This window comes from Duganella sp. HH101, from assembly GCF_001758795.1.
In the GTDB taxonomy this organism is placed as follows: Bacteria; Pseudomonadota; Gammaproteobacteria; order Burkholderiales; family Burkholderiaceae_D; genus Rugamonas; species Rugamonas rivuli.
The window spans coordinates 78419-99865 of record NZ_LRON01000023.1; the positions used below are offsets into that span (position 1 = coordinate 78419).

Consider the following 21447-nt stretch of genomic DNA (forward strand, 5'->3'; position numbering starts at 1 on the left):
GTACGATACGATGACAAGTTAATATTTGTTTAAAATTGTATATGGACAATCTTTACAATGTTTTACTCCGGCAACACTTGTGTCCGCCGGTTTTTTATTTGCTGAGCGTGCGCATGGCCCGCTCCAGGCCGTCCATGGTCAGCGGGAACATGCGGTGGTTCATCAACTGGCGGATGATGGAAATCGACTGCCGGTACTGCCACACGCCCTCCGGCTCGGGGTTGAGCCAGGCGAACTTGGGGAAGGCGCTGGTGAAGCGCGCCAGCCACGCGCTGCCGGCTTCCTCGTTGTTGTACTCGACCGAGCCGCCCGGCTGCAGCACCTCGTAGGGGCTCATGGTGGCGTCGCCGACGAAGATCAGCTTGGTGTCCGGCGGGTACTTGCGCAGGATGTCCCAGGTCGGGAAGCGCTCCGAGTGGCGGCGGCGGTTGTTCTTCCACATATAGTCGTACACGCAGTTGTGGAAGTAGAAGAACTCCATGTTCTTGAACTCGGTCTTGGCCGCCGAGAACAGCTCCTCGGTGCGATCGATATGGTCGTCCATGGTGCCGCCGACGTCGAACAGCATCAGCACCTTGATGTTGTTTTTGCGCTCGGGCTGCATCTTGATGTCGAGGTAGCCGGCGTTGTTGGCGGTGGCGCGGATGGTGGCGTCCAGCGCCAATTCCTCCTCGGCGCCCTGGCGCGCGAACTTGCGCAGGCGGCGCAGCGCCACCTTGATGTTGCGGGTGCCGATCTCGCGTTCGCCGTCGTAATCCTTGTAGGCGCGCGCCTCCCACACCTTGACCGCGGTGCGGTTGCCGCCCTTGCCGCCGATGCGCACGCCCTCGGGATTGGTGCCGCCGTTGCCGAACGGCGAGGTGCCGCCCGTGCCTATCCACTTGCTGCCGCCTTCGTGGCGCTCCTTCTGCTCCTTGAGCAGCTCGGCCAGCCGGTCCATCAGCTTGTCGTAGCCGAATTTTTCCAGCTGGGCGCGCTGCTCGTCGCTCAGCTCGCGCTGCATGCGCTTGACCAGCCAGTCCAGCGGGATCGCGCTATTGCCCTCGAAGGCGGCGTTGATGCCCTTGAAGTACTGGGCGAAGGCGCGGTCGAACTTGTCGTAGTGGGCCTCGTCCTTGACCAGCGTCAGGCGCGACAGGTAATAGAAGTCGTCCATCGACGCCGCGCCGACCTGGCGCTGCATGGCTTCGAGCAGGGTCAGGAACTCCTTGATCGTCACCGGGATCTTGGCGTCCTTGAGGGTAAAGAAGAAATCGATCAGCATGTCAGCGCGTCCCGTGCAGGGCCAGCTTGTAGCGCAGCTGCGCCTTGATCTCCGGCCATTCGCCGGCGGCGATGCTGTACATGACGGTGTCGCGCACGGTGCCGTCGCGGCGCAGTGCGTGGTGGCGCAGCACGCCATCCTTCTTCGCGCCCAGGCGCTCGATGGCGGCCTGCGAGGCGAAGTTGAAATTGTCGGTGCGCAGGCCGAGCAGCGCCGCGCCCAGCGTCTCGAAGGCGTGGGTCATCAGCAGCAGCTTGCAGGTGGTGTTGACGTGGCTGCGCTGGTGGCGCTTGCCATACCAGGTATAACCGATCTCCAGCCGGGCGATGGTGGGGACGATGTCGTGGTAGCTGGTGGTGCCGAGCACCGCGCCGCTGGCGGCGTCGACCACGGCGAAGGCCAGCCGGCCGGGGCGCATTTCCAGCGCGGTGGCGATGTAGGCGTCGACCTGCTCCGGCTCGGGCACCGAGGTCACGCGCAGCGTCCACAGCTCGCCGTCGCCGGCGGCCGCGCGCAAGCCGTCGGCGTGCTGCGGGCCCAGCGGTTCGAGGCGGACGCCGTGCAGTTCCAGCGTGACCGGGGCGATAGTGGCGGCGGGGTGGGCGAGCTGGTTCATCAGCGGTTGGTCCTCGACATCATCACCAGGCGCTCGAACAGGTGCACGTCCTGCTCGTTCTTGAGCAGCGCGCCGTGCAGCGGCGGCACGACGGCCTTGGCGTCCTTGCTGCGCAGCGCTTCCGGCGGCAAGTCCTCGGCCATCAGCAGCTTGAGCCAGTCGAGGAATTCCGAGGTCGACGGTTTCTTCTTCAGGCCCGGCACGTCGCGCACCTCGTAGAAGGTGTGCAGCGCCTGCGCCAGCAATTCCTTCTTCAGGTTCGGGTAGTGGACGGCGACGATCTGTTCCATCGTGTCGCGGTCGGGGAATTTAATGTAGTGGAAGAAGCAGCGGCGCAGGAAGGCGTCCGGCAGCTCCTTCTCGTTGTTGGAGGTGATAATGACCAGCGGGCGGTGCCTGGCCTGCACCATCTCGCGCGTCTCGTAGACATAGAATTCCATGCGGTCGAGCTCGCGCAGCAGGTCGTTGGGGAACTCGATGTCGGCCTTGTCGATCTCGTCGATCAGCAGCACCACCGGCTCCGGCGCGGTGAAGGCTTGCCACAGCACGCCCTTGACGATGTAGTTGTGGATGTCGCGCACGCGCTCGTCGCCGAGCTGGGAGTCGCGCAAACGCGACACTGCATCGTATTCGTACAAGCCTTGTTGCGCCTTGGTGGTGGACTTGATGTGCCACTGCATCAGCGGCATATTGAGCGCGGCGGCCACTTCCTCGGCCAGCATGGTCTTGCCGGTGCCCGGCTCGCCCTTGATCAGCAGCGGCCGTTGCAGCGTCAAAGCCGCATTCACGGCCAGTTTCAGGTCATGGGTCGCGACATACTGGTCGGAGCCTTCGAAGCGGGGTGTGGCGTGCATAGGGTGCGATCTCGAAAAGATGGGGATAAGCGCCAGTATAGGGGAGAACGCTAGAGGAGGTGCTCGGGTCGGCGGGCTGGACAGTGTGTTGTTCTGGCAATGATTGTGTGTAGCCTTGGCTATATTCTTGAGTTAGAATCGCAGGCTGATAGTGCAAAAGTCAAGTTTTGCATCCGCGGTAGTATCCGATTACTTACCTAGCAAACGCCATGAAAAAAATCACCGCACTCCTCGTGCTCGCAGGCATCGCGCAAATCGCCCCGGCGGCGGACGTCGTGGGCAATGCCCAGAACGCCAAAGCCAAGATTGAAATGTGTATCGGTTGTCACGGGATCCCCGGCTATAAAGCCACCTTCCCGGAAGTGTTCCAGGTGCCGATGATCGGCGGGCAGTCTGCCAAGTACATCGAGAGTGCGCTGAAGGCGTATCAAAAAGGCGATCGCAAGCATCCGTCGATGAAGGGCATCGCCGGCAGCCTGTCGGACCAGGATATCGCCGATGTCGCCGCGTTCTACGCGCAGCAGACCGTCACCGCCACCGCCGCGAAATGAGGACCGACTCCATGAAAAAACTGATGACCGCGTTGTGCTTCACCGCCGTATCGAGCGCCGCCCTGGCTGGTGGCAATGTCGACGCCGGCAAGGCGCTGGCCGACAAGTACAGCTGCTTCGCCTGCCACGGCAAGGATTTCAACACCCCGATCGACCCGAGCTATCCGAAGCTGGCGGGCCAGCACAAGGATTACCTGGAGCACGCCTTGACCGCCTACAAGCGCGGCGACGGCGCCAACGGCCGCAACAACGCGATCATGACCGGCCAGGTCAAGCCGCTGAGCAACCAGGACATCAAGGATCTGGCGGCCTACCTGCACAGCCTGCCAGGCACGCTGGCGGTGCACCGCTAAGCCGCGGTGTAGTGAATCAGAAGCCACGCATCGCGTGGCTTTTTTAATTTTCGCCGTCTACAGGCGGCGCTTGATCGCTTCGATATAGGCGTCGCCGTCCGGCGGCGTGCCGTTGCGCTGGGCGGTCCAGATCATCTCGCCCAGGCATTCCATGATTTCATGCTGCGCCGCGTGGGCGTCGTCGAGCTTGAGCGTGAGCGCGGTGGCGGCGTCGCGGATGCCGCGCGGCTGGTCGATCGAGATCTGCTCGTCGATCGACAGGTGCATCGACAGGTGCAGGAAGGGATTGGCCTGGGCGCCGTCGACCGAGTAGTCGCGCGCCAGCGCGCTGTCGACATCGCTGAGCACGTCGTGGTATTCGGGATGGTGGCGCACCCAGTCGGCCGCCATGGCTTCAAGCGGAGTCAGGATTTCATGGTCGCGCTGCTTGCGGAAGGTCTCGCAAAAGAAGCGGCGCACGTCGTCGGAAGATGGATTGAACATGGCGCCATTATACCGCTACGGCTGCGGGCAAAAAAAAGCCCCCATCGGCACCGGGCGCGCTCTTGAGCGCGTTCAGGCTGATGGAGGCTGTTTCTCACCCGCTTTTCTTTTGCGGCTCGGGCGGCGCCTCGGCTGCGGCCGGGGCCGCAGGCGCTTCCGTGCCGCAGGCCGCGCCCGGCGGTTCCGGATTCGGCCGCGGCGGATGCGGCTGGCGCAGATAGCGCGAACCGTGATGCCGGCGGTCGTGGCCGTTGGCCGGCCAGGTCAGGAAGCGCGACAGCTCCTGCAAGGCGCGCTGATACACCTCGCGCTTGAACTCGATCACCACATCCAGCGGCACCCAGTAGTCATGCCAGCGCCAGGCGTCGAATTCCGGATGGTCGGTCAGGCGCAGGTTGACGTCGTTGTCGCGCGCACACATCCGCAGCAGGAACCAAATCTGCTTCTGGCCACGGTAATGGCCGCGAATTTCGCGCTTGATGAAGTGGTCGGGCACCTCGTAGCGCAGCCAATCGCGCGTGCGGCCGACGATTTTGACGTGCTCTGCCCGTAATCCGATCTCTTCTTCCAGCTCCCGATACATCGCCTGTTCCGGCGTTTCTCCGTATTTGATGCCGCCTTGCGGAAATTGCCAAGAGTGCTCGCGCACCCGCTTGCCCCACCACACCTCGTTCTGGGCGTTTAGCAGGATGATGCCGACGTTGGGCCGAAACCCTTCACGATCGAGCATGTTGCACCTCAAACTTTCTGCGACCTAGCTCCCTGCTTATATTTTTGCCCACAAAACCGCGCTCCGGCTGGGTTTTCGGGGTACGAAAACGGCCGGAGAGGCATCAATTGAACGCATTTGTATAAAGTATGGACGCATCAGCCAGCTAATCCTTTAAAATTAGGTTGATTATAACTCTCTCTTTTTAAAAAGAATTCACCGTATGCGCGCCTCACGATTTTTTATTTCCACGCTTAAAGAAGCGCCTTCCGACGCCGAGATCGTCAGCCATCAGTTGATGATGCGCGCCGGCATGATCAAACGCCTCGGTTCGGGCATTTATACCTATATGCCGATGGGTCTGCGCGTCATCCGCAAAGTCGAGGCCATCGTCCGCGAAGAGATGAACAAGGCCGCCGCCATTGAGCTGCTGATGCCTTTGGTGCAGCCGGCCGAGCTCTGGCAGGAGACCGGACGCTGGGACAAGATGGGCGCGGAGCTGATGCGCGTGAAGGACCGCCATGGCCGCGATTTCGCGATCCAGCCGACTTCGGAAGAAGTGATCACCGATGTGGTGCGCTCGGAAATTAAATCCTACCGGCAGCTTCCGTTGAATTTTTACCACATTCAGACCAAGTTCCGCGACGAACGCCGTCCGCGTTTCGGCCTGATGCGCGGCCGCGAGTTCACCATGAAGGACGCTTACTCCTTCGACCGCGACCTGGCCGGCATGCAGGCCTCGTACAAAATCATGTTTGACGCCTATGTCGCCATCTTCACGCGCTTCGGCCTGAAGTTCCGCGCCGTGGCGGCCGACAACGGCGCCATCGGCGGCACCGGTTCGCATGAATTCCACGTCATCGCCAGCACCGGCGAAGACGCCATCGTGTATTGCGACACCTCGGACTACGCCGCCAATATGGAAGCGGCCGAGGCATTGCCGCTGGCGGCAAGCCGTCCGGCCGCCGCGCAGGCGCTGACCAAGACCTCGACCCCGAACGCCACCAAGTGCGAAGCGGTGGCCGAGCTGCTCAAGCTGGACCTGTCGCAGACCGTGAAAACCATCGCGCTGACGGTGGAAACCGAGACCGACGGCAAAGTGGCTAAACAGTATTTCATGTTGCTGCTGCGCGGCGACCATGAGCTCAACGAAGTCAAGGTCGGCAAGGTCGCCGGCCTGGCCGCGCACCGCTTCTCGACCGAAGCCGAGATCCTGGAAGTGTACGGCTGCGTGCCTGGCTACCTGGGCCCGGTCGGCACCAAGGCCCCGGTCACCGTGGTGGCTGACCGCACGGTCGCCAACATGGCGGACTTCGTCTGCGGCGCCAACGACGCCGGCTTCCACTACACCGGCGCCAACTGGGGCCGCGACATGGCCGAGCCGGCCATCGTGGCCGACCTGCGCAACGTGGTGGCGGGCGACGCCTCGCCGGACGGCAAGGGCGTGCTGGCGATCGAGCGCGGCATCGAAGTGGGCCATGTGTTCCAGCTGGGCACCGCGTACTCGGAATCGATGAAGGCCACCTTCCTCGACGAGAACGGCAAGCCCGCGCCATTGCAGATGGGCTGCTACGGCATCGGCGTGACCCGCATCCTGGGCGCGGCGATCGAGCAGAACTTCGACGACAAGGGCATCATCTGGCCGACCGCGCTGGCGCCGTTCGAGCTGGTGCTGTGCCCGATGGGCATGGACCGCAGCGAGGCGGTCAAGCAAGCGACCGAGCAGCTGTATGCCGACGCGCAGGCGGCCGGCATCGACGTCATCCTCGACGACCGCGGCCTGCGTCCGGGCGGCATGTTCGCCGACTGGGAGCTGATCGGCGTGCCGCACCGCGTGGTGATCGGCGACCGCGGCCTGAAGGAAGGCAACCTGGAATACCAGGGCCGCCGCGACACCGAAGCGACCGCCGTGCCGGTGGCCGACATCGTCAGCTTCATCAAAGGCAAAATGGCGGCGTGATCGTGAAGCGCATGCTGGCCGGGTGTGCGGTGGTGCTGGCGCTGGCCGGCGCCACCGGCGCGGCCCATGCCGGCAACCAGAAGGAAGAAGCGCTGGCCGATGCGGTTCGGCTGGCGCTGGCCAACGCCATCAAGGATGCGACCCCGCCGCAGCCGACATTCCGCACCGACGCCGAACGTTTGCGCTACCAGGGATGGCTGGCGCAGGTCTCGTCGCGCCTGAAGCGCAAGCTGCCCGACGAGCAGACCCGCAACGAGTTCCTCGCCACCGTCTGGTATGAAGCGCGCCGCGCCGGCCTGGAGCCGGGCATGGTGCTGGGGTTGATCCAGGTCGAATCGGCGTACCGCAAGTACGCGGTGTCGATCGTGGGCGCGCGCGGCTATATGCAGGTGATGCCGTTCTGGACCAATGTGATCGGCGACCGCAACCGCAGTGCGCTGTTCAATATGCAGACCAATCTGCGCTACGGCTGCGCCATCCTGCGCATGTACATCGACATGGAGGCCGGCAACCTGTATCTCGCGCTGGGCCGCTACAACGGCAGCCGCGGCAAGCCGGAGTATCCGAACGCCGTGCTGTCGGCGTGGAACAACTGGAAGGTGCAGTAAAAAAAGTGGGGGTCAAGTCTGACATTTGGACACGGCCTCTGCCGTATACGCTGATACGGCAGAGGCCGTGTCCGAATGTCAGACTTGACCCCACATAAAAAATGCCGTCGTCGCGTGAGCGAGGACGGCATCCCGGCGCGGCTGTACTGGCCGCTGCGCTTATTTCAGGTGGTCGGAAATGAGCTTGGTCATTTCGAACATGGATACTTGGGCTTTGCCGCCGAATACAGCTTTCAGCTTGTCGTCGGCATTGATCATGCGGCGGTTGGCCGGATCTTGCAGGTCGAGCTTCTTGATGTAATCCCAGACTTTTTTGGTGACTTCGGTGCGAGGCAGCGGGGTCGCGCCAACTACGGCGGCCAGGGTGGCCGATGGCGTCATCGCTTTCATGAAGGCGGCGTTCGGTTTGCGCGGTGCGGCCGGTGCGGCTGCTTTTTTCACTGCTGGCTTGGCTGCTGCTTTTACGGGTGCTGCCTTTTTTGCGGCTGCCGGTTTCGCGGCGGCTTTCTTAGCTGGTGCTGCTGCTGGGGTTTTTTTGGCTGTTGCCATCTTCGAGCCTCCTTAACGAACACATGGAAAATTGCGCAATTGATCGCACCGGCTAATATTGGTGGTGATTTACCGAGTATGCAAGTGTTTTTCGCGTTTTTTCCCGGAAACACCACGTAAACACGGGCTTTCCCGGGGCTACGCACCGTCAAGGCGCGCTTTCCCCGTGTCCGGCGGGCTTTTCCCCCGCTTAGCGCATGCCCGGCATCATGCCCTTCATCGAGCGCATCATCTTCATCATGCCGCCGCCGGACAGCTTTTTCATCATGGTCTGCATCTGCTCGAACTGGGTCAGCATGCGGTTCACTTCCTGCACCTGCACGCCGGCCCCGGCCGCGATGCGGCGCTTGCGGGTGGCCTTGATCAGCTCCGGCTTGGCGCGTTCCTGCGGCGTCATCGAGTCGATGATGCCGACCATGCGCCGCACCTGCTTGTCGGCCTGGTCCATGTTGGCGCCGCCGGCCGCTTGCTGGAACTGCGCCGGCAGCTTGTCCACCAGGCTGGCCATGCCGCCCATCTTCTTCATCTGGCCCAGCTGGGCCTTGAAGTCGTTCATATCGAATTTGCCGCCCGACTTGACCTTGGCCGCCAGCTCGGCCGCAGCCTTGCTGTCGACGCCTTTGCGCGCTTCTTCCACCAGCGCCATGATGTCGCCCATGCCCAGCACGCGATTGGCCATGCGCTGCGGATCGAACGCTTCCAGGCCGTCCAGCTTTTCCGACACGCCGGCAAACTTGATCGGCTTGCCGGTGATGTGGCGCACCGACAGCGCGGCGCCGCCGCGCGAATCGCCGTCCAGCTTGGTCAGCACGATGCCGGTCAGCGGCAGCGCGTCGTTGAAGGCCTTGGCGGTGTTGATCGCATCCTGGCCCAGCATGGCGTCGACCACGAACAGGGTTTCGATCGGCTTGACCGCCGCGTGCACGGCGGCGATCTCCTTCATCATCTCTTCGTCGATACCGAGGCGGCCGGCGGTGTCGATGATCAGCACGTCGTGATAGTGCTTCCTGGCCCAGTCCAGCGCGGCCAGCGCGATGTCGACCGGCTTGTCCTGCGCGGTGGACGGGAAGAAGTCGGCGCCGACCTGGGCCGTCACCGATTGCAGCTGGGCGATCGCGGCGGGACGGTAGACGTCAGCCGACACGGTCAGCACTTTCTTCTTCTTTTCTTCCTTCAGGTACTTGGCCAGCTTGCCGACGGTGGTGGTTTTACCCACACCCTGCAGACCGGCCATCAGGATGATGGCGGGCGGCTGCTGGGCAAAGCTCAGCTGCGTCGCTTCTGGGCCGAGGTCGGCGCCCATGAGGGCGGCCAGCTCGCGCTGCACCACGCCGACCAGGGCCTGGCCCGGCGTCAGCGAGGAAATCACTTCTTCGCCCAGGGCCTTTTCCTTGACCTTGGCGATGAATTCGCGCACGGCGGGCAGGGCGACGTCGGCCTCCAGCAGCGCCAGGCGCACTTCGCGCAGCATTTCGGCGGTGTTGGCTTCGGTCAGGCGGGCCTCGCCGCGCATGGTTTTAACGACCTTGGCAAGGCGTTGGGTAAGATTGTCTAGCATGATGAACCCGGAATGAACAGTGGCCGTCATTTTACCCCATCGGGCAGGCCGCCGGCGCGGAGAGCCTGTTATCATTTCGGGCATGAACAGAGTGCGCATCTTCCTGGCGGCCACGTGGGCGCTGGCCGGCCCGGCCGGGGCGGCCAACGTCGCCATGGCCTTCGGCGACAATCTGCCGCCCTTTATATTAGCGGGGGAGGACGCCGGCATCGAGGTCGACCTGGTGCGCGAGGCGCTGGCCTACCGCGGCCATGTGCTGCAGGCGCGCTATCTGCCGATGGGCCGCATCCCGGTCAGCTTCAAGGCGCGCGCGGTGGACGCCATCATGATGGACGTCGGTGTCGACATGACGCCGCACGGCGGCCACTACGGCACCCCGCCCGTCATCTACGACAATGTGTTCTACACGCTCAAGCGCAGCAAGCTGGCGATCCGCCGGCCCGAGGACTTGCAGGGCCATACGGTGATCGCTTTCGTCGGCGCGGCGGCGCGCTACCCGGTGTGGCTGCAGCCGCTGACGCGCGGCCCCGGCTATGTCGAGAGCAACCACCAGGAGGCGCAGCCGCTGCTGCTGGCGCTGGGCCGCTACGACATCGCGCTGAGCGACCGCAGCATCTTCCAGTACTACACCCGCCTGCAGCGCAAGCGCCAGCCGGGTTTCGAGATGCCGCCGGTGGACGAACACAGCTTCATCCGCGCCGACGGCGGCGACTACCGCCCGGTGTTCCGCAGCGCCGCCATCCGCGACGACTTCAACGCCGGCCTGGCGCATCTGCATAAAACCGGCCGCTACCGCGCCATCTACGACAAATACCTCAAGGACTGAGGCGCCGGCGCGGTGCCTGCGGCGGCGTTACGGCAGCACCAGGCGCAGCAGCGCGCCGCCGGCCGTGACCGCAAAACTGTGCGGGCCGGTCGGCACGATGCTGGTCGGACGGTCCAGCCGCGCCGGCAGCGCGCCCAGCACCGTGCCCTGAGCCGGCAGGCCGGCCACGCCGGCCGCCACGCTGCGGCTGCCGTCGGCCGCCGTGCGCCAGATCACGCCCTGCGCCGGATCGGCGCGGTAGACATAGCCGTCCGGCGCCGCCAGCACGCTGCGCGGGATGCCCTCGATGGTGACGACCCTGCCCTGCGGCGAGATGGTGCGGTAGGCCGCCGCCGCGCCGGCCGCGTCGCGGTCGGTCACATACAGATTGCCGTCGGCGTCGAAACCGTTCAGCTGCGGCCAGGCGAAACGCGCCGCCGCGCCGACACCGTCGACGCTGACCGGCGGAACCCGGCGGCTATCGTCGATGGCGCCGGCCACCAGCTCCAGCTTGCCGTCCGCCACGCGGTAGACCGCACCCTGCGCCGTCGGCGTCAGGTTGCGGCCCAGCAGCGTGACATACAAGGTACCGTCGCGCGCCAGCGCCAGTCCGCCGGCGCGGGCGGGGAAGGGATTGTCGCCGATCGCCAGCGTGCTGACCGCGCCGGACGGCGTGGTCTTGCGGACGACGATGCGCTGGTACATATAGAACGACGGTTGCGTATCGTCCGCGCCGTCGACCGAGTACACATTGCCGGCGCTGTCGGCGGCCAGGCCGCCCGGCAGGTAGTAGCGCGCCGCGCCGCCCTGGCCGTCGATGCGGCGGGTCTCGGTATCGTCGTTCAGGCCGGCCAGCGCCACCGCCTGGCCGCCGCTGAGGCGGTTGACGACGCTCTGGTAGGACAGCAGCGGGCTGCCGTCTGCCGCCACCCGCAACTGGCCGGGCAGCTTGTTGCTCTGGGACGGGGAGTTGCCCAGGGCGCCGTGATAGAGGGTGCTGATGGCGCCGCCGCTGATCTTGCGCACGCGGTAGCCGTTGCCGCCGTCGAGTTGGTCGCTATCGATCAGCAGCAGATTGTCGTCGGCATCGAGCACCAGGCTGGCGGGATCGGTGACGCCGGCGGCGGCGATCGGGCCGTCGGCATCGGCCCTGCCATTGATGGCGATCACCGTGCTGACGACGCCGGCCGGCGTGCGCCGGAAGATGGCGCTGCGCGCCAGCGGGGCAAAGGGATCGGTGGCGTAGTAATAGATGTTGGCATGACGGTCCACCATATACGCCGTCGACGTCGACGGCGCCGGCAGCGTCAGGCCCGCCATGTCCTGCAGGCTGCCGTCCGTGCCCAGCTTGCCCAGCGCGGCGGTGGCCGCCACATAGACTGTGCCGCTGTCGTCGCAGAAGATGCGGCGCGCGGCGGCATAGGCCGTCGGCAGCGTGGCGACGGTGGCGATGCCGCCATCCTTGGCCAGCGTGCGCAGATAGCTGGCCTGGGCGCCGCGGTCGAGCAGGTACAGCTTGCCGTTGCCGCAGGCCGCCAGCGCGCTGACGCTTTCCACCCGCGCGCGGCTGCGGTCGCCGTCGGCGTGGCCGTTGACCGCCGCCGTCAGCGTGCTGACGCTGCCGTCCCTGGCCAGCAGGCGCACCGCGCTGGGCGCGCCGGGGCGGCTGTCGGCCACATAGGTATTGCCGTCGCGGTCGACCGCCATGTCGACGATCAGGTCGAAGCGGGCGTCGGTGCCCTGGCCGTCGAGCATGAAGTGGCCGCCGATGGTGCCGGCGGTGAGCGTCAAGCCGGGCAGCGCGGGATCGGGGACCAGGCTCAGCGTCAGACTCTGGCTCAGGCTGCCGGAAGTGGCGGTGATCGTCACCTGGCTGGCGGCATTGATGCGCGCCGGCGGCAGGTAGTCGACGCTGTTGCCGCTGGCGGCGGACAGGCTGCCAGCGCTGCCTGGCGCCAGCGTCCAGCTGACGGTGCCGGCGCCGTTGAGCGTCGCGCTCAGCGCGACCGCCACGCCGGCGGCGACCTGGGCCGGAGGGGCGCTCAGCGTCAGCGTGGTCGCGCCCGGCGTCACCGGCGTGCTTGGCGTGGCGGGATTGGGTGGTGGATAGGCGGCGGCGGTCGGCGACGAGGAGGATCCACCGCCGCAGGCTGTCAGCGTCAAAGCCAGCGCGACGGCGGCGCCATGGGCGGAGGTGCGGAAGGCAGAATTCATGCGCGGCTTTCGAAAGTCGGGATGATTATTTATATAATATTGCCAACCTATTATCCCATTTCAATGCCTCGGAAAAATGCGCGCATTGTCACCGGCCATGGCCAACAATCAGTTTCTCGTTGACAACGTTGTTTTATATTGGCATCGTTGATGCTTTGCTAATATCGGGAGCAGCGCATGGAACAAGAACAACGCGTGCGGTTTCACGCCACCGGCGGCGAGTACTTCCGCATCTGGATCGTCAACCTGCTGCTGACCATCGTCACGCTGGGGATTTATTCGGCCTGGGCCAAGGTGCGCCGCAACCAGTACTTCTATTCCAGCACCGAGCTGGCCGGCAGCAGCTTCGAGTACCACGGCAACCCGGTCGCCATCCTCAAGGGCCGCATCGTCGCCGCCGTGATCTTCGGCATCTACATCGCCGCGGCCGCGTGGGCGCCGCTGGCGGCGGTGGTGGTGGCGCTGGCCATGGGCGCGGCCTCGCCGTGGTTCATCTGGAAGAGCTTGCAGTTCCGCCTGCATAACACCAGCTATCGCGGCATCCGCTTCCGTTTCGTCGGCGATGTGCACGACGCCTACACCAACTACATGGTGCGCCCGCTGCTGAACGTCGTCACCTTCGGCCTGGCCACGCCTTTCATCCACCAGCGCGCCAAGGCCTGGCAGCACAACGAAAGCCGCTATGGCAAGGCGCGCTTCTCCTTCGACGGCGGCGTCGCCGATTTTTATAAACTGTATGGCGGCTTGCTGCTGATCGGCGGCGCCGGCGTGGCGGCGCTGTTCCAGCTGCTGATCCGCAGCGCGCCGGAACCGGCCAGCAGCGCCCAGGCGGCCGGCGAAAGCGGCCTGTTCCTGATCGCCTTCTACGGCTGGGCCTTCGTGGTCTATCCGCTGTTCATGAACATGCTGCAAAAGCTGATCTGGAACCACACCAGCCTGGAGCAGCATCGCTTCCATTCCGACATGCGCTGGGGCCGTCTTGCCTTCATCACCTTCACCAACTACCTGGCCGTGATCTGCACGCTGGGCCTGTTCCTGCCGTTCGCGCGCGTGCGGGCCATGCGCTACCGCCTGGAGTCGATGTCGCTGCTGGTCGATGGCAGCCTGGACGACATCACCTCCGTGCAGGACGGCGAAGTGGGCGCGACCGGCGAAGGCATGGCCGAGTTCATGGACTACGACCTGTCGCTATGAGTGACGCGCACAGCCCCGCGCAGCAGCCCGCGCCGCCGGTGGCCGCGCGCTATTTCGACGGCCAGACGTCGCGCCTGCACCGCGTCACGCTGACGGTGGCCGGCGGCCTCGCCCGCCTCGCAGGCGAGGCCGAACGCGAGGCGCCGCTGGCCGAGCTGCGCGTCTCCGAGCGCAGCCGCCACGCGGCGCGCAAGGTGACGTTCGCCGACGGCGCCTTTCTGGAAATCGACGACCTGGCCGGCTTCGAGCAGTTGCTGCGGCAAACCGGCCACCGCGACAGTCCGGTGGTGCTGTTGCAGCACAGCTGGCGCGGCGTGCTGGCGGCGGCGCTGGCCACGGTGGCGCTGCTGGCGCTGGGCTATCTGTACTTTCTGCCGGCCGCCGCCGGCTGGATCGCCGACGCGCTGCCGCTGTCGGCCGAACGCCAGCTGGGGCAGGGCGTGCTGGCCGCGCTGGACCACCAGATGTTCGCGCCGTCGACGCTGGCGCCGGCCCGCCAGGAACAATTGCGGCGCCGCTTTGCCACGCTGGCGCCGCCACCGTCGGACGGCCCGGCGCCGGCCTGGCAACTGGTGTTCCGCAGCAGCCGCGTCGGCCCGAACGCCTTCGCGCTGCCGTCCGGCGACATCGTCATGACGGACCAGATGGTCGCGCTGCTGCAGGACGACGAAGCCGTGATGGGCGTGCTCGCGCACGAGTTGGGCCATTTGCAGCGGCGCCATATGACGCGCCGCATCATCCAGAGTTCGGCCGTGACGGCCACCACCTCGCTGGTGTTCGGCGACATCTCCGCCGTGCTGAGCACGCTGCCGGCGCTGGCGCTGGACATGAAGTACTCGCGCGACGCCGAGCAGGAAGCCGACGATTACGCGGCGGCCATGCTGCGCCACAACGGCATCGCGCTCGACCACCTGGCGGCGGTGTTCGCCAAACTCGACAAGCTGGACGGCGGCAAGCTGCCGCCGTATTTCTCCAGCCATCCGCCGAGCGTCGAACGGCAGGCCCGGCTGCGCGCACGCCCTTGATTGAGCGATAGGCAAGTGCCCGCCGGCTTGGTATGATCTGCACTGAAAAAAGTGGTACCACACTCGACAGGAGAGACGGATGAAACTGAACGCTATCGCCAAGACCTTGACCATCGCCGCCATGCTGGCCGCCGGCGCCACGCAGGCGCAGGAGGTGGTCCGCCTGGGCAATCTGAAGTTCGCCCACTATGGCGCCGTTTCCTACATCAAGGAGATCGCGCCCAAGTGCGGCATCAAGGTCGAGGAGCGGGTGTTCGCCAAAGGGCTGGACGTCATGCAGGGCATCATCGCCGGCGAGCTCGACGTCGGCACCACCGCGTCGGAGGCGGCGATCTCCGGCCGCGCCAGCGGCGCGCCGATTTTCGTCGTCGCCGGTTTCGCCAAGGGCGGCGCGCGCCTGGTCGGCCGCGCCGAACTGAAGATGAAAAGCGTCAAGGATTTGAAGGGCAGGAAAGTCGGCGTCACGCGCGGCGGCATCCAGGAAGTGCTGCTGCTGGCCGAACTGCAGCAGGCCGGCCTGAGCGCCTCCGACCAGCCGGGCAAGGACGTGCAACTGATCTACCTGGCCTACGCCGATTTGAACCAGGCGCTGCTGGGCAAGAACATCGACGCCATGATGAACTCCGAGCCGCAATCGTCGCAATCGATCAACAAGGGCTACGGCAACGAGATCCTCAAGCCCTACGACACCCCGATCGGCGAACCGATCCGCACCATGGTGATGACCGAGAAGTTCTACAAGGAGAAGCGTCCGCTGGCCGAGAAGTTCATGCGCTGCTTCGTCGAAGCCACCAAGACCTTCATCGAACAACCGGCCGTGGCCGAGAAATATGTGCGCGAGACCGTCTTCAAGGGCCAGATCACCAAGGACGATTTCGATGACGCCATCGGCAATTCGCCGTATTCCTACGACATCACGCCCGAGCACATCCAGATCACCACCGACGTCATGTTCAAGACCGGCGTCGGCCGCATGAGCAAGCCGCCGGCCGCCAAGGAATGGGTCAAGACCGATCTGCTGGACGCCGCCAAGAAAAGCCTGGGCGTCAAGTAAATGGTCAAGTTCAAGCTGAAGGAGGTTGGCGTCGGCCTGATCGTGCCGGCGCTGGTGATCGGCGTCTGGCAGATGGTGTCGATGAAGGGCTGGGTCAATCCGCAGATGCTGCCGTCGCCGCTGGCGGTGCTGGAACGCTGGATCGCCTATCTGCTGCCGATCCAGCCGTACAGCCCGGAGCAGGGCAGCTGGCTGCTGTGGGCCGTGTCGGGCGAGCTGATCGTCGACGCCCTCGGCAGCCTGTACCGCGTGGTGGTCGGCTTCGCCATCGGCGCCGCGCTGGCGCTGCCGCTGGGCCTGGTGATGGGCGCCAGCCCGCTGGTCTACGCCTGGCTCAATCCGCTGATGCAGCTGCTGCGGCCGATTCCGCCCATCGCCTACATCCCGCTGTCCATCCTGTGGTTCGGCCTGGGCAATCCGCCGGCCATCTTCCTGATCGTGCTGGGCGCCTTCTTCCCGGTGCTGATGAACACCATCGCCGGCGTGCGCCAGGTCGACAGCATCTACCTGCGCGCCGCGCGCAACCTCGGCGCCAGCGGCAGCACCATGTTCCTGCGGGTGATACTGCCGGCCGCCGTGCCCTACATCCTGTCGGGCGTGCGGATCGGCATCGGCACCGCCTTCATCGTGGTGATCGTGTCCGAGATGATCGCGGTGAACAACGGCCTGGGCTTCCGCATCCTGGAGGCGCGCGAGTACTTCTGGTCGGACAAGATCATGGCCGGCATGATCACCATCGGCCTGATCGGCCTGATCATCGACACCGCCGTCAATAAACTGAACAACCATCTGCTGCGCTGGCACCGCGGCCTGGAGAACTGATGAGCGCGACCCACATCGTCATTTCCAACGTCAGCAAGGTGTTCCAGACCGCCGAGCGCCAGCTGGTGGCGCTCAAGGATATCGACCTGGAGATCCCGCAGGGCCAGTTCGTCTGCCTGCTCGGGCCTTCGGGCTGCGGCAAGTCGACGCTGCTGAACGCCGTCGCCGGCTTCGCGCCGCCGAGCTCCGGCCGCATCGTCGCCGACGGCAGGGAGGTGACGGCGCCCGGCCCCGAGCGCGGCATGGTGTTCCAGGAATACGCGCTGTTCCCGTGGATGACGGTGGCCGACAACGTCGCCTTCGGCCTGGAGATCAAGGGCGTGGCCAAGGCCGAGATCAACGCCATCGTCGACAAGCTGCTGGCCATGCTGTCGCTGACCGACTTCCGCAACCGTTTCCCGAAAGACCTGTCCGGCGGCATGCGCCAGCGGGTCGCCATCGCCCGCGTGCTGGCGCTGGACTCGCCGATCATGCTGATGGACGAGCCCTTCGGCGCGCTGGACGCGCTGACCCGCCGCAACCTGCAGGACGAGCTGCTGCGCATCTGGGCCGAGCTGAAGAAGACCATCATCTTCGTCACCCACAGCATCGAAGAGGCGATTTATATGGCCGACCGCATCGTCGTCATGACCTACCGCCCCGGCACCGTCAAGCGCGACCTGATGGTGGAATTGCCGCGCCTGCGCGATCCGGCCTCCGCCGAGTTCAACGCCCTGAAGCGCGAACTGGGCCAACTGGTGATGGAAGAACAGCAACGCCATCACAACGACGAGCTGCGCATGGCAGCCGTCGACTGAGCGATGGTGTAAACTGAGGGACATGCAGACTCCTTTACTCTTCGCAGCCATCGCGCTGTATCTTATATGCGCCGCGCTGCCGTCGCGCCGCGCCGGGCTGATTTCCGCCCTGACGGCGGCCGCCTGGGTGCTGCACGGCGCCGGCCTGTGGTCCGAGGTGGCGGGTTTTCCCGGTACCGGCGCCGGCACCATCCGCATCGGTTTCGCCGCCATGCTGTCGTCGGCGCTGTGGGTGTCGGTGGCCGCGTACTGGATAGAAAACCAGAATTTCAGCCTGGACGGCATGCGCCGCCTGGTCATGCCGAACGCCGCGCTGGCGGCGGCCCTGCAGGCCGGCTTCCCCGGCAACGTGATCCCGCTGGAGGGCAAGTCGCCGCTGTTCGGCTGGCATATCGCCATCGCCACGCTGGCCTACAGCACGCTGACGGTGGCCGCCTTCCATGCGGTGCTGATGGCCTTGCAGGAAAAGCGCCTGCACGCCGGCACCGACGCCAAGAGCTTCATGTCCAGCGCGCTGGACCGGCTGCCGGCGCTGCTGACGATGGAGAAGCTGCTGTTCCGCATGATAGGCTTCGGCTTCGTCCTGCTGAGTTTGACGGTGCTGTCGGGGATCGTGTTTTCGGAGCAGCTGTTCGGCCAGGCGCTCAAATGGGACCACAAATCGGTGTTCACCCTGATGTCGTGGGTGCTGTTCGCCTCGCTGCTGGCGGGCCGCCGCTTCCGTGGCTGGCGCGGCAAGACCGCGCTGAGCTTCACGCTGGCCGGTTTCGCCACCTTGTTGCTGGCCTATGTCGGCAGCCGTTTTGTGTTCGAAGTGGTTTTGCATAAGGGTTGGGCATGAGCCGTATTATCTTTTGGTTGGCCTTGGTTTTCCTGGTGATCTTCGCCGTCCGCAGCAAGATCCGCGAGGCGCAGAAGCGTCACCAGCAGCAGTTCCGCCAGCCGCCGCAGCCGGAGGGAGGGCGCGCCGCCGCCGCCAAATCGGTGGCCGACGCCGAAACCATGTTGCAGTGCGCCCATTGCGGCATCTTCTATCCGGCATCGGAGACCGTGCAGGCGCGCGGCCGCGACTATTGCAGCGCGGCCCACGCCACGCTGCCGGCGGCCTAGGGTCCAGCGCGTGATCGCGCGCCTGCAAGCCTTGTCGGCCGAATCGCGCGCAACCTTCTGGCGGTCGCTGCAAACGCTCAACGCCACGCGGGTGGTGATCGCGCTGGTGCTGCTGGTCTACCTGAGCTTCGACAACCACGGCCTGCGCGCCTCCGGGCCATATCTCTACCTGCAGATTTGCCTGGTCTATCTCGGCCTGGCGATCGTCTTCGCGCTGACGGCGGTGTACTGGCAGCGCCGCTTCCTGCTGCAACTGCTGTCGCAAATCGCCTGCGACCTGGCCGTGATCTCGCTGCTGTACCTGGCCGGCGGCGGCTTGCGCAGCGGCCTGGCCATCCTCTATTTATTCCCGCTGGCCGGTTCGGCCATCCTGGCGCCGCTGATGCTGTCGCTGTTCTGCGCCTCGCTGGTGGCGCTGTTCATGCTGGCCGAAAGCACCTGGCAGGTGTTCATGATGGAGGGCGAACAGCCTTATTTGCAGGCCGGCTTGTACGGCGGCGCCTTCTTCGCCGCCGTGTTCGTGGTCAACCGCATGGCCGCCAAGTTGATCGGCCAGGAAGAGCTGGCGATACGGCGCGGCGTCGAGATCACCGTGCAGCAGGCGGTGAACCGGCTGGTGATGGCCAACGTCGGCGACGGCATCCTGGTGATCGACGCCGATGGCCAGGTCTTCGCCGGCAATCCGGCGGCGCAGCAGATGCTGGGCATGATGGGTCCCGAGATGAAGTTCCGGTTGTCGACCGCCGCCGCGCTGGCGCCGCTGGCCCAAGCCTATGCCGAATGGCGCGACGATGCCACGCGCAGCACCGCCTATGTCACCATCAAGCCCTATGCCGAGGCGGCGCTGGCGGACGTGACGGCCGCCTGGAGCGCGCGCCGCGACCTGGCCGCGCACTTGAAGGTGCGCTTCGCGGCGGTCAACACGGACGGCCTGGGCACGGACCGCAGCGTGATCTTTTTGCAGGATGTGACCGGCATCGAAAACCAGGCGCAGCAGCTGAAGCTGGCGTCGATGGGGCGGCTCACCGCCAGCATCGCGCACGAGGTGCGCAATCCGCTGTCGGCCATCGGCCACGCCACCGCGCTGCTGGGCGAGGACCTGGACAGCACCGTCCACTTGCGGCTGCTGAAGATCGTCGGCGACAACGTGGCGCGGGTCAACCGCATGGTCGAGGATATCTTGCAGCTGTCGCGCAAGGTGCAGCCGCACAGCGAGCCGCTGGCGCTGGAGGTCTTCCTGGCCGAGCTGAAGGCGGAATTCGTCGAAACCCACGGCCTGCCGCCGGACATCATCGGCACCTCGGCGCCGCCCGGCACGCTGGTGCGCTTCGATGCGCTGCACCTGCGCGAGGTGGTGCTCAACCTGCTCAACAACGCGGTGCGCTACGCCAGCGGCGGGCCGGAGTCGATCCGCATGGACCTGCTGAGCGACAAGGCCCGCCGCATGGAGCTGCACGTGCAGGACGACGGCCCCGGCATCTCGCCCGAGGTGCGGGCCCACCTGTTTGAGCCGTTTTACACCACATCCAGCAAAGGAACGGGGCTGGGACTGTATCTGGCGCGCGAATTGTGTTTGAATAACGAGGCGCGGCTGGACTACGAATACCGTTTCGACATCAAGGACAGCCCCGATGGGACGCCGCGCTCCAGCGGGCGGTTTGTAATCACCTTCGCCCATCCGGCGCAAAAGTAGAGAGGCTGCTTGATGAGTGCTAGAGGTTCCCAACGCGCCCCTCGCGTGCTGGTCGTCGACGATGAAGCCGACCTGCGCGAACTGCTGGAACTGACCCTGCTGAAGATGGGCCTGGACGTCGACAGCGCCGCCACGCTGGCGCAGGCGCGCGGCCTGCTGGCGCAAGCGGAGCGCGAATACCAGCTGGTGCTGACCGATATGCGCCTGCCGGACGGCCTGGGGCTGGAGCTGGTGCGCGAAGTCAGCGCCGCCTACAAGAACACGCCGATCGCGGTGGTGACGGCGTTCGGCAGCGCCGACAACGCCGTCATCGCGCTCAAGGCCGGCGCTTTCGACTACATTTCCAAGCCGGTGGCGCTGGACCAGCTGCGGGTGATGGTGCAGTCGGCGCTGCGGCTGAACGCCGAGCCGCCGGCCGGCGAGGCGCCCGACGCCGCGCAGGCGGCCAGCCGTTTGAAGGGCGAGTCGGCCGTGATCCAGGCGCTGCGCGCGCAGATCGAACGGCTGGCGCGCTCGATGGCGCCGATCGCCATCAACGGCGAATCGGGCAGCGGCAAGGAGCTGGCGGCGCGCGAGATCCACGCGCTCAGTTCCCGCGCGGGCAAGCCTTTCATCGCGGTCAACTGCGGCGCGATCCCCGAGGCGCTGATGGAGGCGGAGTTCTTCGGCTACCGCAAGGGCGCTTTCACCGGCGCGGCCGATGAGCGGGACGGCTTCTTCCAGGCGGCCAACGGCGGTACGCTGATGCTCGATGAAGTGGCGGACCTGCCGCTGGCGATGCAGGTCAAGCTGTTGCGGGCGATCCAGGAGCGGCGCGTGCGCAAGATCGGCGCCACCGCCGAAGAGCCGGTCGATGTGCGTATTATCAGTGCGACCCACAAGAACCTGGCGCAGTGCGTGGAGCAGGGCAGCTTCCGGCAGGACCTGTTCTACCGCCTGAACGTGATCGAATTGAGCCTGCCGCCGCTGCGCGAGCGGCTGGACGACCTGGCCGTGCTGACCGGCGCCATCCTGGAACGGCTGGGCACTTTCGAACACAAGGTGCGCTTGGGCGAGGGCGTGCTCGATGCGCTGCGCGGCTACTCCTTCCCCGGCAATGTGCGCGAGCTGGAAAACATCCTGGAGCGGGCGCTGGCCTTCGCCAACGACGGCGTGATCGAGGTGGCGGACCTGGCGCTGAAAGGCGCGCGCATGGCCGAAGCAGTCGTGCCGTCGCCTCAGCCCCTGC

At 65.5% G+C, this 21447-nt stretch carries 22 protein-coding genes; 14 read left to right on the plus strand and 8 right to left on the minus strand.

Annotated features, from left to right (window positions below; genetic code table 11):
* Nucleotides 1–94: 94 nt before the first annotated feature.
* The 3 genes from DUGA2_RS26940 to DUGA2_RS26950 are packed head-to-tail and all read right to left on the minus strand — an operon-like array spanning nt 95 to nt 2734.
* Entirely contained in the window at nt 95–1264 is a 1170-nt protein-coding gene (locus tag DUGA2_RS26940) for a VWA domain-containing protein (RefSeq protein ID WP_070272477.1), read from the minus strand.
* A gap of 1 nt (nt 1265) precedes the next feature.
* Entirely contained in the window at nt 1266–1880 is a 615-nt protein-coding gene (locus DUGA2_RS26945; RefSeq protein ID WP_070272478.1) for a GNAT family N-acetyltransferase, read from the minus strand.
* Complete coding sequence (locus tag DUGA2_RS26950; protein ID WP_070272479.1) at nt 1880–2734, minus strand: MoxR family ATPase; 855 nt, start codon at nt 2732–2734, stop codon at nt 1880–1882. Before DUGA2_RS26950 ends, DUGA2_RS26945 begins: the two co-directional genes overlap by 1 nt.
* Before the next feature lie 209 nt (nt 2735–2943).
* Between DUGA2_RS26950 and DUGA2_RS26955 the strand changes: the two genes are divergently transcribed.
* Nucleotides 2944–3285: a cytochrome c gene (locus tag DUGA2_RS26955; protein ID WP_070272480.1), complete on the plus strand. Its 342-nt coding sequence runs from the start codon at nt 2944–2946 to the stop codon at nt 3283–3285.
* A gap of 11 nt (nt 3286–3296) precedes the next feature.
* Nucleotides 3297–3638, plus strand: a complete 342-nt coding sequence (locus tag DUGA2_RS26960) for a cytochrome c (protein WP_070272481.1) — start codon at nt 3297–3299, stop codon at nt 3636–3638.
* A gap of 57 nt (nt 3639–3695) precedes the next feature.
* Here DUGA2_RS26960 and DUGA2_RS26965 read toward each other — a convergent pair whose 3' ends face one another.
* On the minus strand, nt 3696–4121 hold the full coding sequence (locus tag DUGA2_RS26965) for a DUF1841 family protein (protein WP_070272482.1): 426 nt from the start codon (nt 4119–4121) through the stop codon (nt 3696–3698).
* Between the two features lie 94 nt (nt 4122–4215).
* Nucleotides 4216–4851: an RNA pyrophosphohydrolase gene (locus DUGA2_RS26970; protein WP_070272483.1), complete on the minus strand. Its 636-nt coding sequence runs from the start codon at nt 4849–4851 to the stop codon at nt 4216–4218.
* Between the two features lie 202 nt (nt 4852–5053).
* On the opposite strand from DUGA2_RS26970, the gene DUGA2_RS26975 reads away from it, so the two are divergent.
* Both DUGA2_RS26975 and DUGA2_RS26980 read left to right on the plus strand, forming a co-directional pair.
* Nucleotides 5054–6790: a proline--tRNA ligase gene (locus DUGA2_RS26975; RefSeq protein ID WP_070272484.1), complete on the plus strand. Its 1737-nt coding sequence runs from the start codon at nt 5054–5056 to the stop codon at nt 6788–6790.
* Between the two features lie 11 nt (nt 6791–6801).
* Complete coding sequence (locus tag DUGA2_RS26980) at nt 6802–7398, plus strand: lytic transglycosylase domain-containing protein (RefSeq protein ID WP_070272499.1); 597 nt, start codon at nt 6802–6804, stop codon at nt 7396–7398.
* A gap of 159 nt (nt 7399–7557) precedes the next feature.
* Here the strand turns inward: DUGA2_RS26980 and DUGA2_RS32955 are convergent, their stop codons facing one another.
* Together DUGA2_RS32955 and ffh are read right to left on the minus strand one after the other, a co-directional pair.
* Complete coding sequence (locus DUGA2_RS32955) at nt 7558–7947, minus strand: SWIB/MDM2 domain-containing protein (protein ID WP_071658983.1); 390 nt, start codon at nt 7945–7947, stop codon at nt 7558–7560.
* Between the two features lie 190 nt (nt 7948–8137).
* Nucleotides 8138–9505 (minus strand): signal recognition particle protein, encoded by a 1368-nt coding sequence (gene ffh, locus DUGA2_RS26990; protein WP_070272485.1) that lies wholly within the window; start codon nt 9503–9505, stop codon nt 8138–8140.
* An 82-nt stretch (nt 9506–9587) separates the two neighbouring features.
* On the opposite strand from ffh, the gene DUGA2_RS26995 reads away from it, so the two are divergent.
* Entirely contained in the window at nt 9588–10331 is a 744-nt protein-coding gene (locus DUGA2_RS26995; RefSeq protein WP_070272486.1) for an ABC transporter substrate-binding protein, read from the plus strand.
* A 27-nt stretch (nt 10332–10358) separates the two neighbouring features.
* Here the strand turns inward: DUGA2_RS26995 and DUGA2_RS27000 are convergent, their stop codons facing one another.
* Nucleotides 10359–12524: a hypothetical protein gene (locus tag DUGA2_RS27000; RefSeq protein ID WP_070272487.1), complete on the minus strand. Its 2166-nt coding sequence runs from the start codon at nt 12522–12524 to the stop codon at nt 10359–10361.
* 177 nt (nt 12525–12701) lie between these two features.
* Between DUGA2_RS27000 and DUGA2_RS27005 the strand changes: the two genes are divergently transcribed.
* The 9 genes from DUGA2_RS27005 to DUGA2_RS27045 all read left to right on the plus strand — a co-directional run.
* Nucleotides 12702–13718 (plus strand): YjgN family protein, encoded by a 1017-nt coding sequence (locus DUGA2_RS27005; RefSeq protein ID WP_070272488.1) that lies wholly within the window; start codon nt 12702–12704, stop codon nt 13716–13718.
* Nucleotides 13715–14743 carry a M48 family metallopeptidase gene (locus DUGA2_RS27010; protein WP_070272489.1) on the plus strand — a complete coding sequence of 343 codons (1029 nt, stop codon included), beginning with the start codon at nt 13715–13717 and terminating at the stop codon, nt 14741–14743. The genes DUGA2_RS27005 and DUGA2_RS27010 overlap by 4 nt, the downstream gene beginning before the upstream one ends.
* A gap of 79 nt (nt 14744–14822) precedes the next feature.
* The gene (locus DUGA2_RS27015; RefSeq protein ID WP_070272490.1) at nt 14823–15797 is read left to right on the plus strand and encodes an ABC transporter substrate-binding protein; all 975 of its coding nucleotides are present in this window, start codon (nt 14823–14825) and stop codon (nt 15795–15797) included.
* A complete protein-coding gene (locus DUGA2_RS27020) occupies nt 15798–16619 on the plus strand; it encodes an ABC transporter permease (RefSeq protein ID WP_070272491.1) in 822 nt (273 codons plus the stop codon).
* On the plus strand, nt 16619–17416 hold the full coding sequence (locus DUGA2_RS27025) for an ABC transporter ATP-binding protein (protein ID WP_070272492.1): 798 nt from the start codon (nt 16619–16621) through the stop codon (nt 17414–17416). Before DUGA2_RS27020 ends, DUGA2_RS27025 begins: the two co-directional genes overlap by 1 nt.
* 22 nt (nt 17417–17438) lie before the next feature.
* Entirely contained in the window at nt 17439–18257 is an 819-nt protein-coding gene (locus DUGA2_RS27030) for an inner membrane protein YpjD (RefSeq protein WP_070272493.1), read from the plus strand.
* Nucleotides 18254–18526, plus strand: coding sequence for a PP0621 family protein (locus tag DUGA2_RS27035; RefSeq protein WP_070272500.1), 273 nt, complete (start codon nt 18254–18256; stop codon nt 18524–18526). Before DUGA2_RS27030 ends, DUGA2_RS27035 begins: the two co-directional genes overlap by 4 nt.
* A gap of 10 nt (nt 18527–18536) precedes the next feature.
* Complete coding sequence (locus DUGA2_RS27040; RefSeq protein ID WP_070272494.1) at nt 18537–20219, plus strand: PAS domain-containing sensor histidine kinase; 1683 nt, start codon at nt 18537–18539, stop codon at nt 20217–20219.
* A gap of 12 nt (nt 20220–20231) precedes the next feature.
* On the plus strand, nt 20232–21447 hold a 1216-nt coding region (locus DUGA2_RS27045), incomplete at its 3' end, for a sigma-54 dependent transcriptional regulator (protein WP_070272501.1).

Bases quoted from the DNA above. Each gene is read 5' to 3' on its own strand.
- DUGA2_RS26975 (WP_070272484.1), top strand. From the start codon at position 5,054: ATGCGCGCCTCACGATTTTTTATTTCCACGCTTAAAGAAGCGCCTTCC.
- DUGA2_RS26995 (WP_070272486.1), top strand. From the start codon at position 9,588: ATGAACAGAGTGCGCATCTTCCTGGCGGCCACGTGGGCGCTGGCCGGC.
- DUGA2_RS32955 (WP_071658983.1), bottom strand. From the start codon at position 7,947: ATGGCAACAGCCAAAAAAACCCCAGCAGCAGCACCAGCTAAGAAAGCC.
- DUGA2_RS27035 (WP_070272500.1), top strand. From the start codon at position 18,254: ATGAGCCGTATTATCTTTTGGTTGGCCTTGGTTTTCCTGGTGATCTTC.
- DUGA2_RS27025 (WP_070272492.1), top strand. From the start codon at position 16,619: ATGAGCGCGACCCACATCGTCATTTCCAACGTCAGCAAGGTGTTCCAG.
- DUGA2_RS27030 (WP_070272493.1), top strand. From the start codon at position 17,439: ATGCAGACTCCTTTACTCTTCGCAGCCATCGCGCTGTATCTTATATGC.
- DUGA2_RS27000 (WP_070272487.1), bottom strand. From the start codon at position 12,524: ATGAATTCTGCCTTCCGCACCTCCGCCCATGGCGCCGCCGTCGCGCTG.
- DUGA2_RS26980 (WP_070272499.1), top strand. From the start codon at position 6,802: ATGCTGGCCGGGTGTGCGGTGGTGCTGGCGCTGGCCGGCGCCACCGGC.
- DUGA2_RS27010 (WP_070272489.1), top strand. From the start codon at position 13,715: ATGAGTGACGCGCACAGCCCCGCGCAGCAGCCCGCGCCGCCGGTGGCC.
- DUGA2_RS26960 (WP_070272481.1), top strand. From the start codon at position 3,297: ATGAAAAAACTGATGACCGCGTTGTGCTTCACCGCCGTATCGAGCGCC.
- DUGA2_RS26950 (WP_070272479.1), bottom strand. From the start codon at position 2,734: ATGCACGCCACACCCCGCTTCGAAGGCTCCGACCAGTATGTCGCGACC.
- ffh (WP_070272485.1), bottom strand. From the start codon at position 9,505: ATGCTAGACAATCTTACCCAACGCCTTGCCAAGGTCGTTAAAACCATG.
- DUGA2_RS26970 (WP_070272483.1), bottom strand. From the start codon at position 4,851: ATGCTCGATCGTGAAGGGTTTCGGCCCAACGTCGGCATCATCCTGCTA.
- DUGA2_RS26965 (WP_070272482.1), bottom strand. From the start codon at position 4,121: ATGTTCAATCCATCTTCCGACGACGTGCGCCGCTTCTTTTGCGAGACC.
- DUGA2_RS27015 (WP_070272490.1), top strand. From the start codon at position 14,823: ATGAAACTGAACGCTATCGCCAAGACCTTGACCATCGCCGCCATGCTG.
- DUGA2_RS26945 (WP_070272478.1), bottom strand. From the start codon at position 1,880: ATGAACCAGCTCGCCCACCCCGCCGCCACTATCGCCCCGGTCACGCTG.
- DUGA2_RS26955 (WP_070272480.1), top strand. From the start codon at position 2,944: ATGAAAAAAATCACCGCACTCCTCGTGCTCGCAGGCATCGCGCAAATC.
- DUGA2_RS26940 (WP_070272477.1), bottom strand. From the start codon at position 1,264: ATGCTGATCGATTTCTTCTTTACCCTCAAGGACGCCAAGATCCCGGTG.
- DUGA2_RS27005 (WP_070272488.1), top strand. From the start codon at position 12,702: ATGGAACAAGAACAACGCGTGCGGTTTCACGCCACCGGCGGCGAGTAC.
- DUGA2_RS27020 (WP_070272491.1), top strand. From the start codon at position 15,798: ATGGTCAAGTTCAAGCTGAAGGAGGTTGGCGTCGGCCTGATCGTGCCG.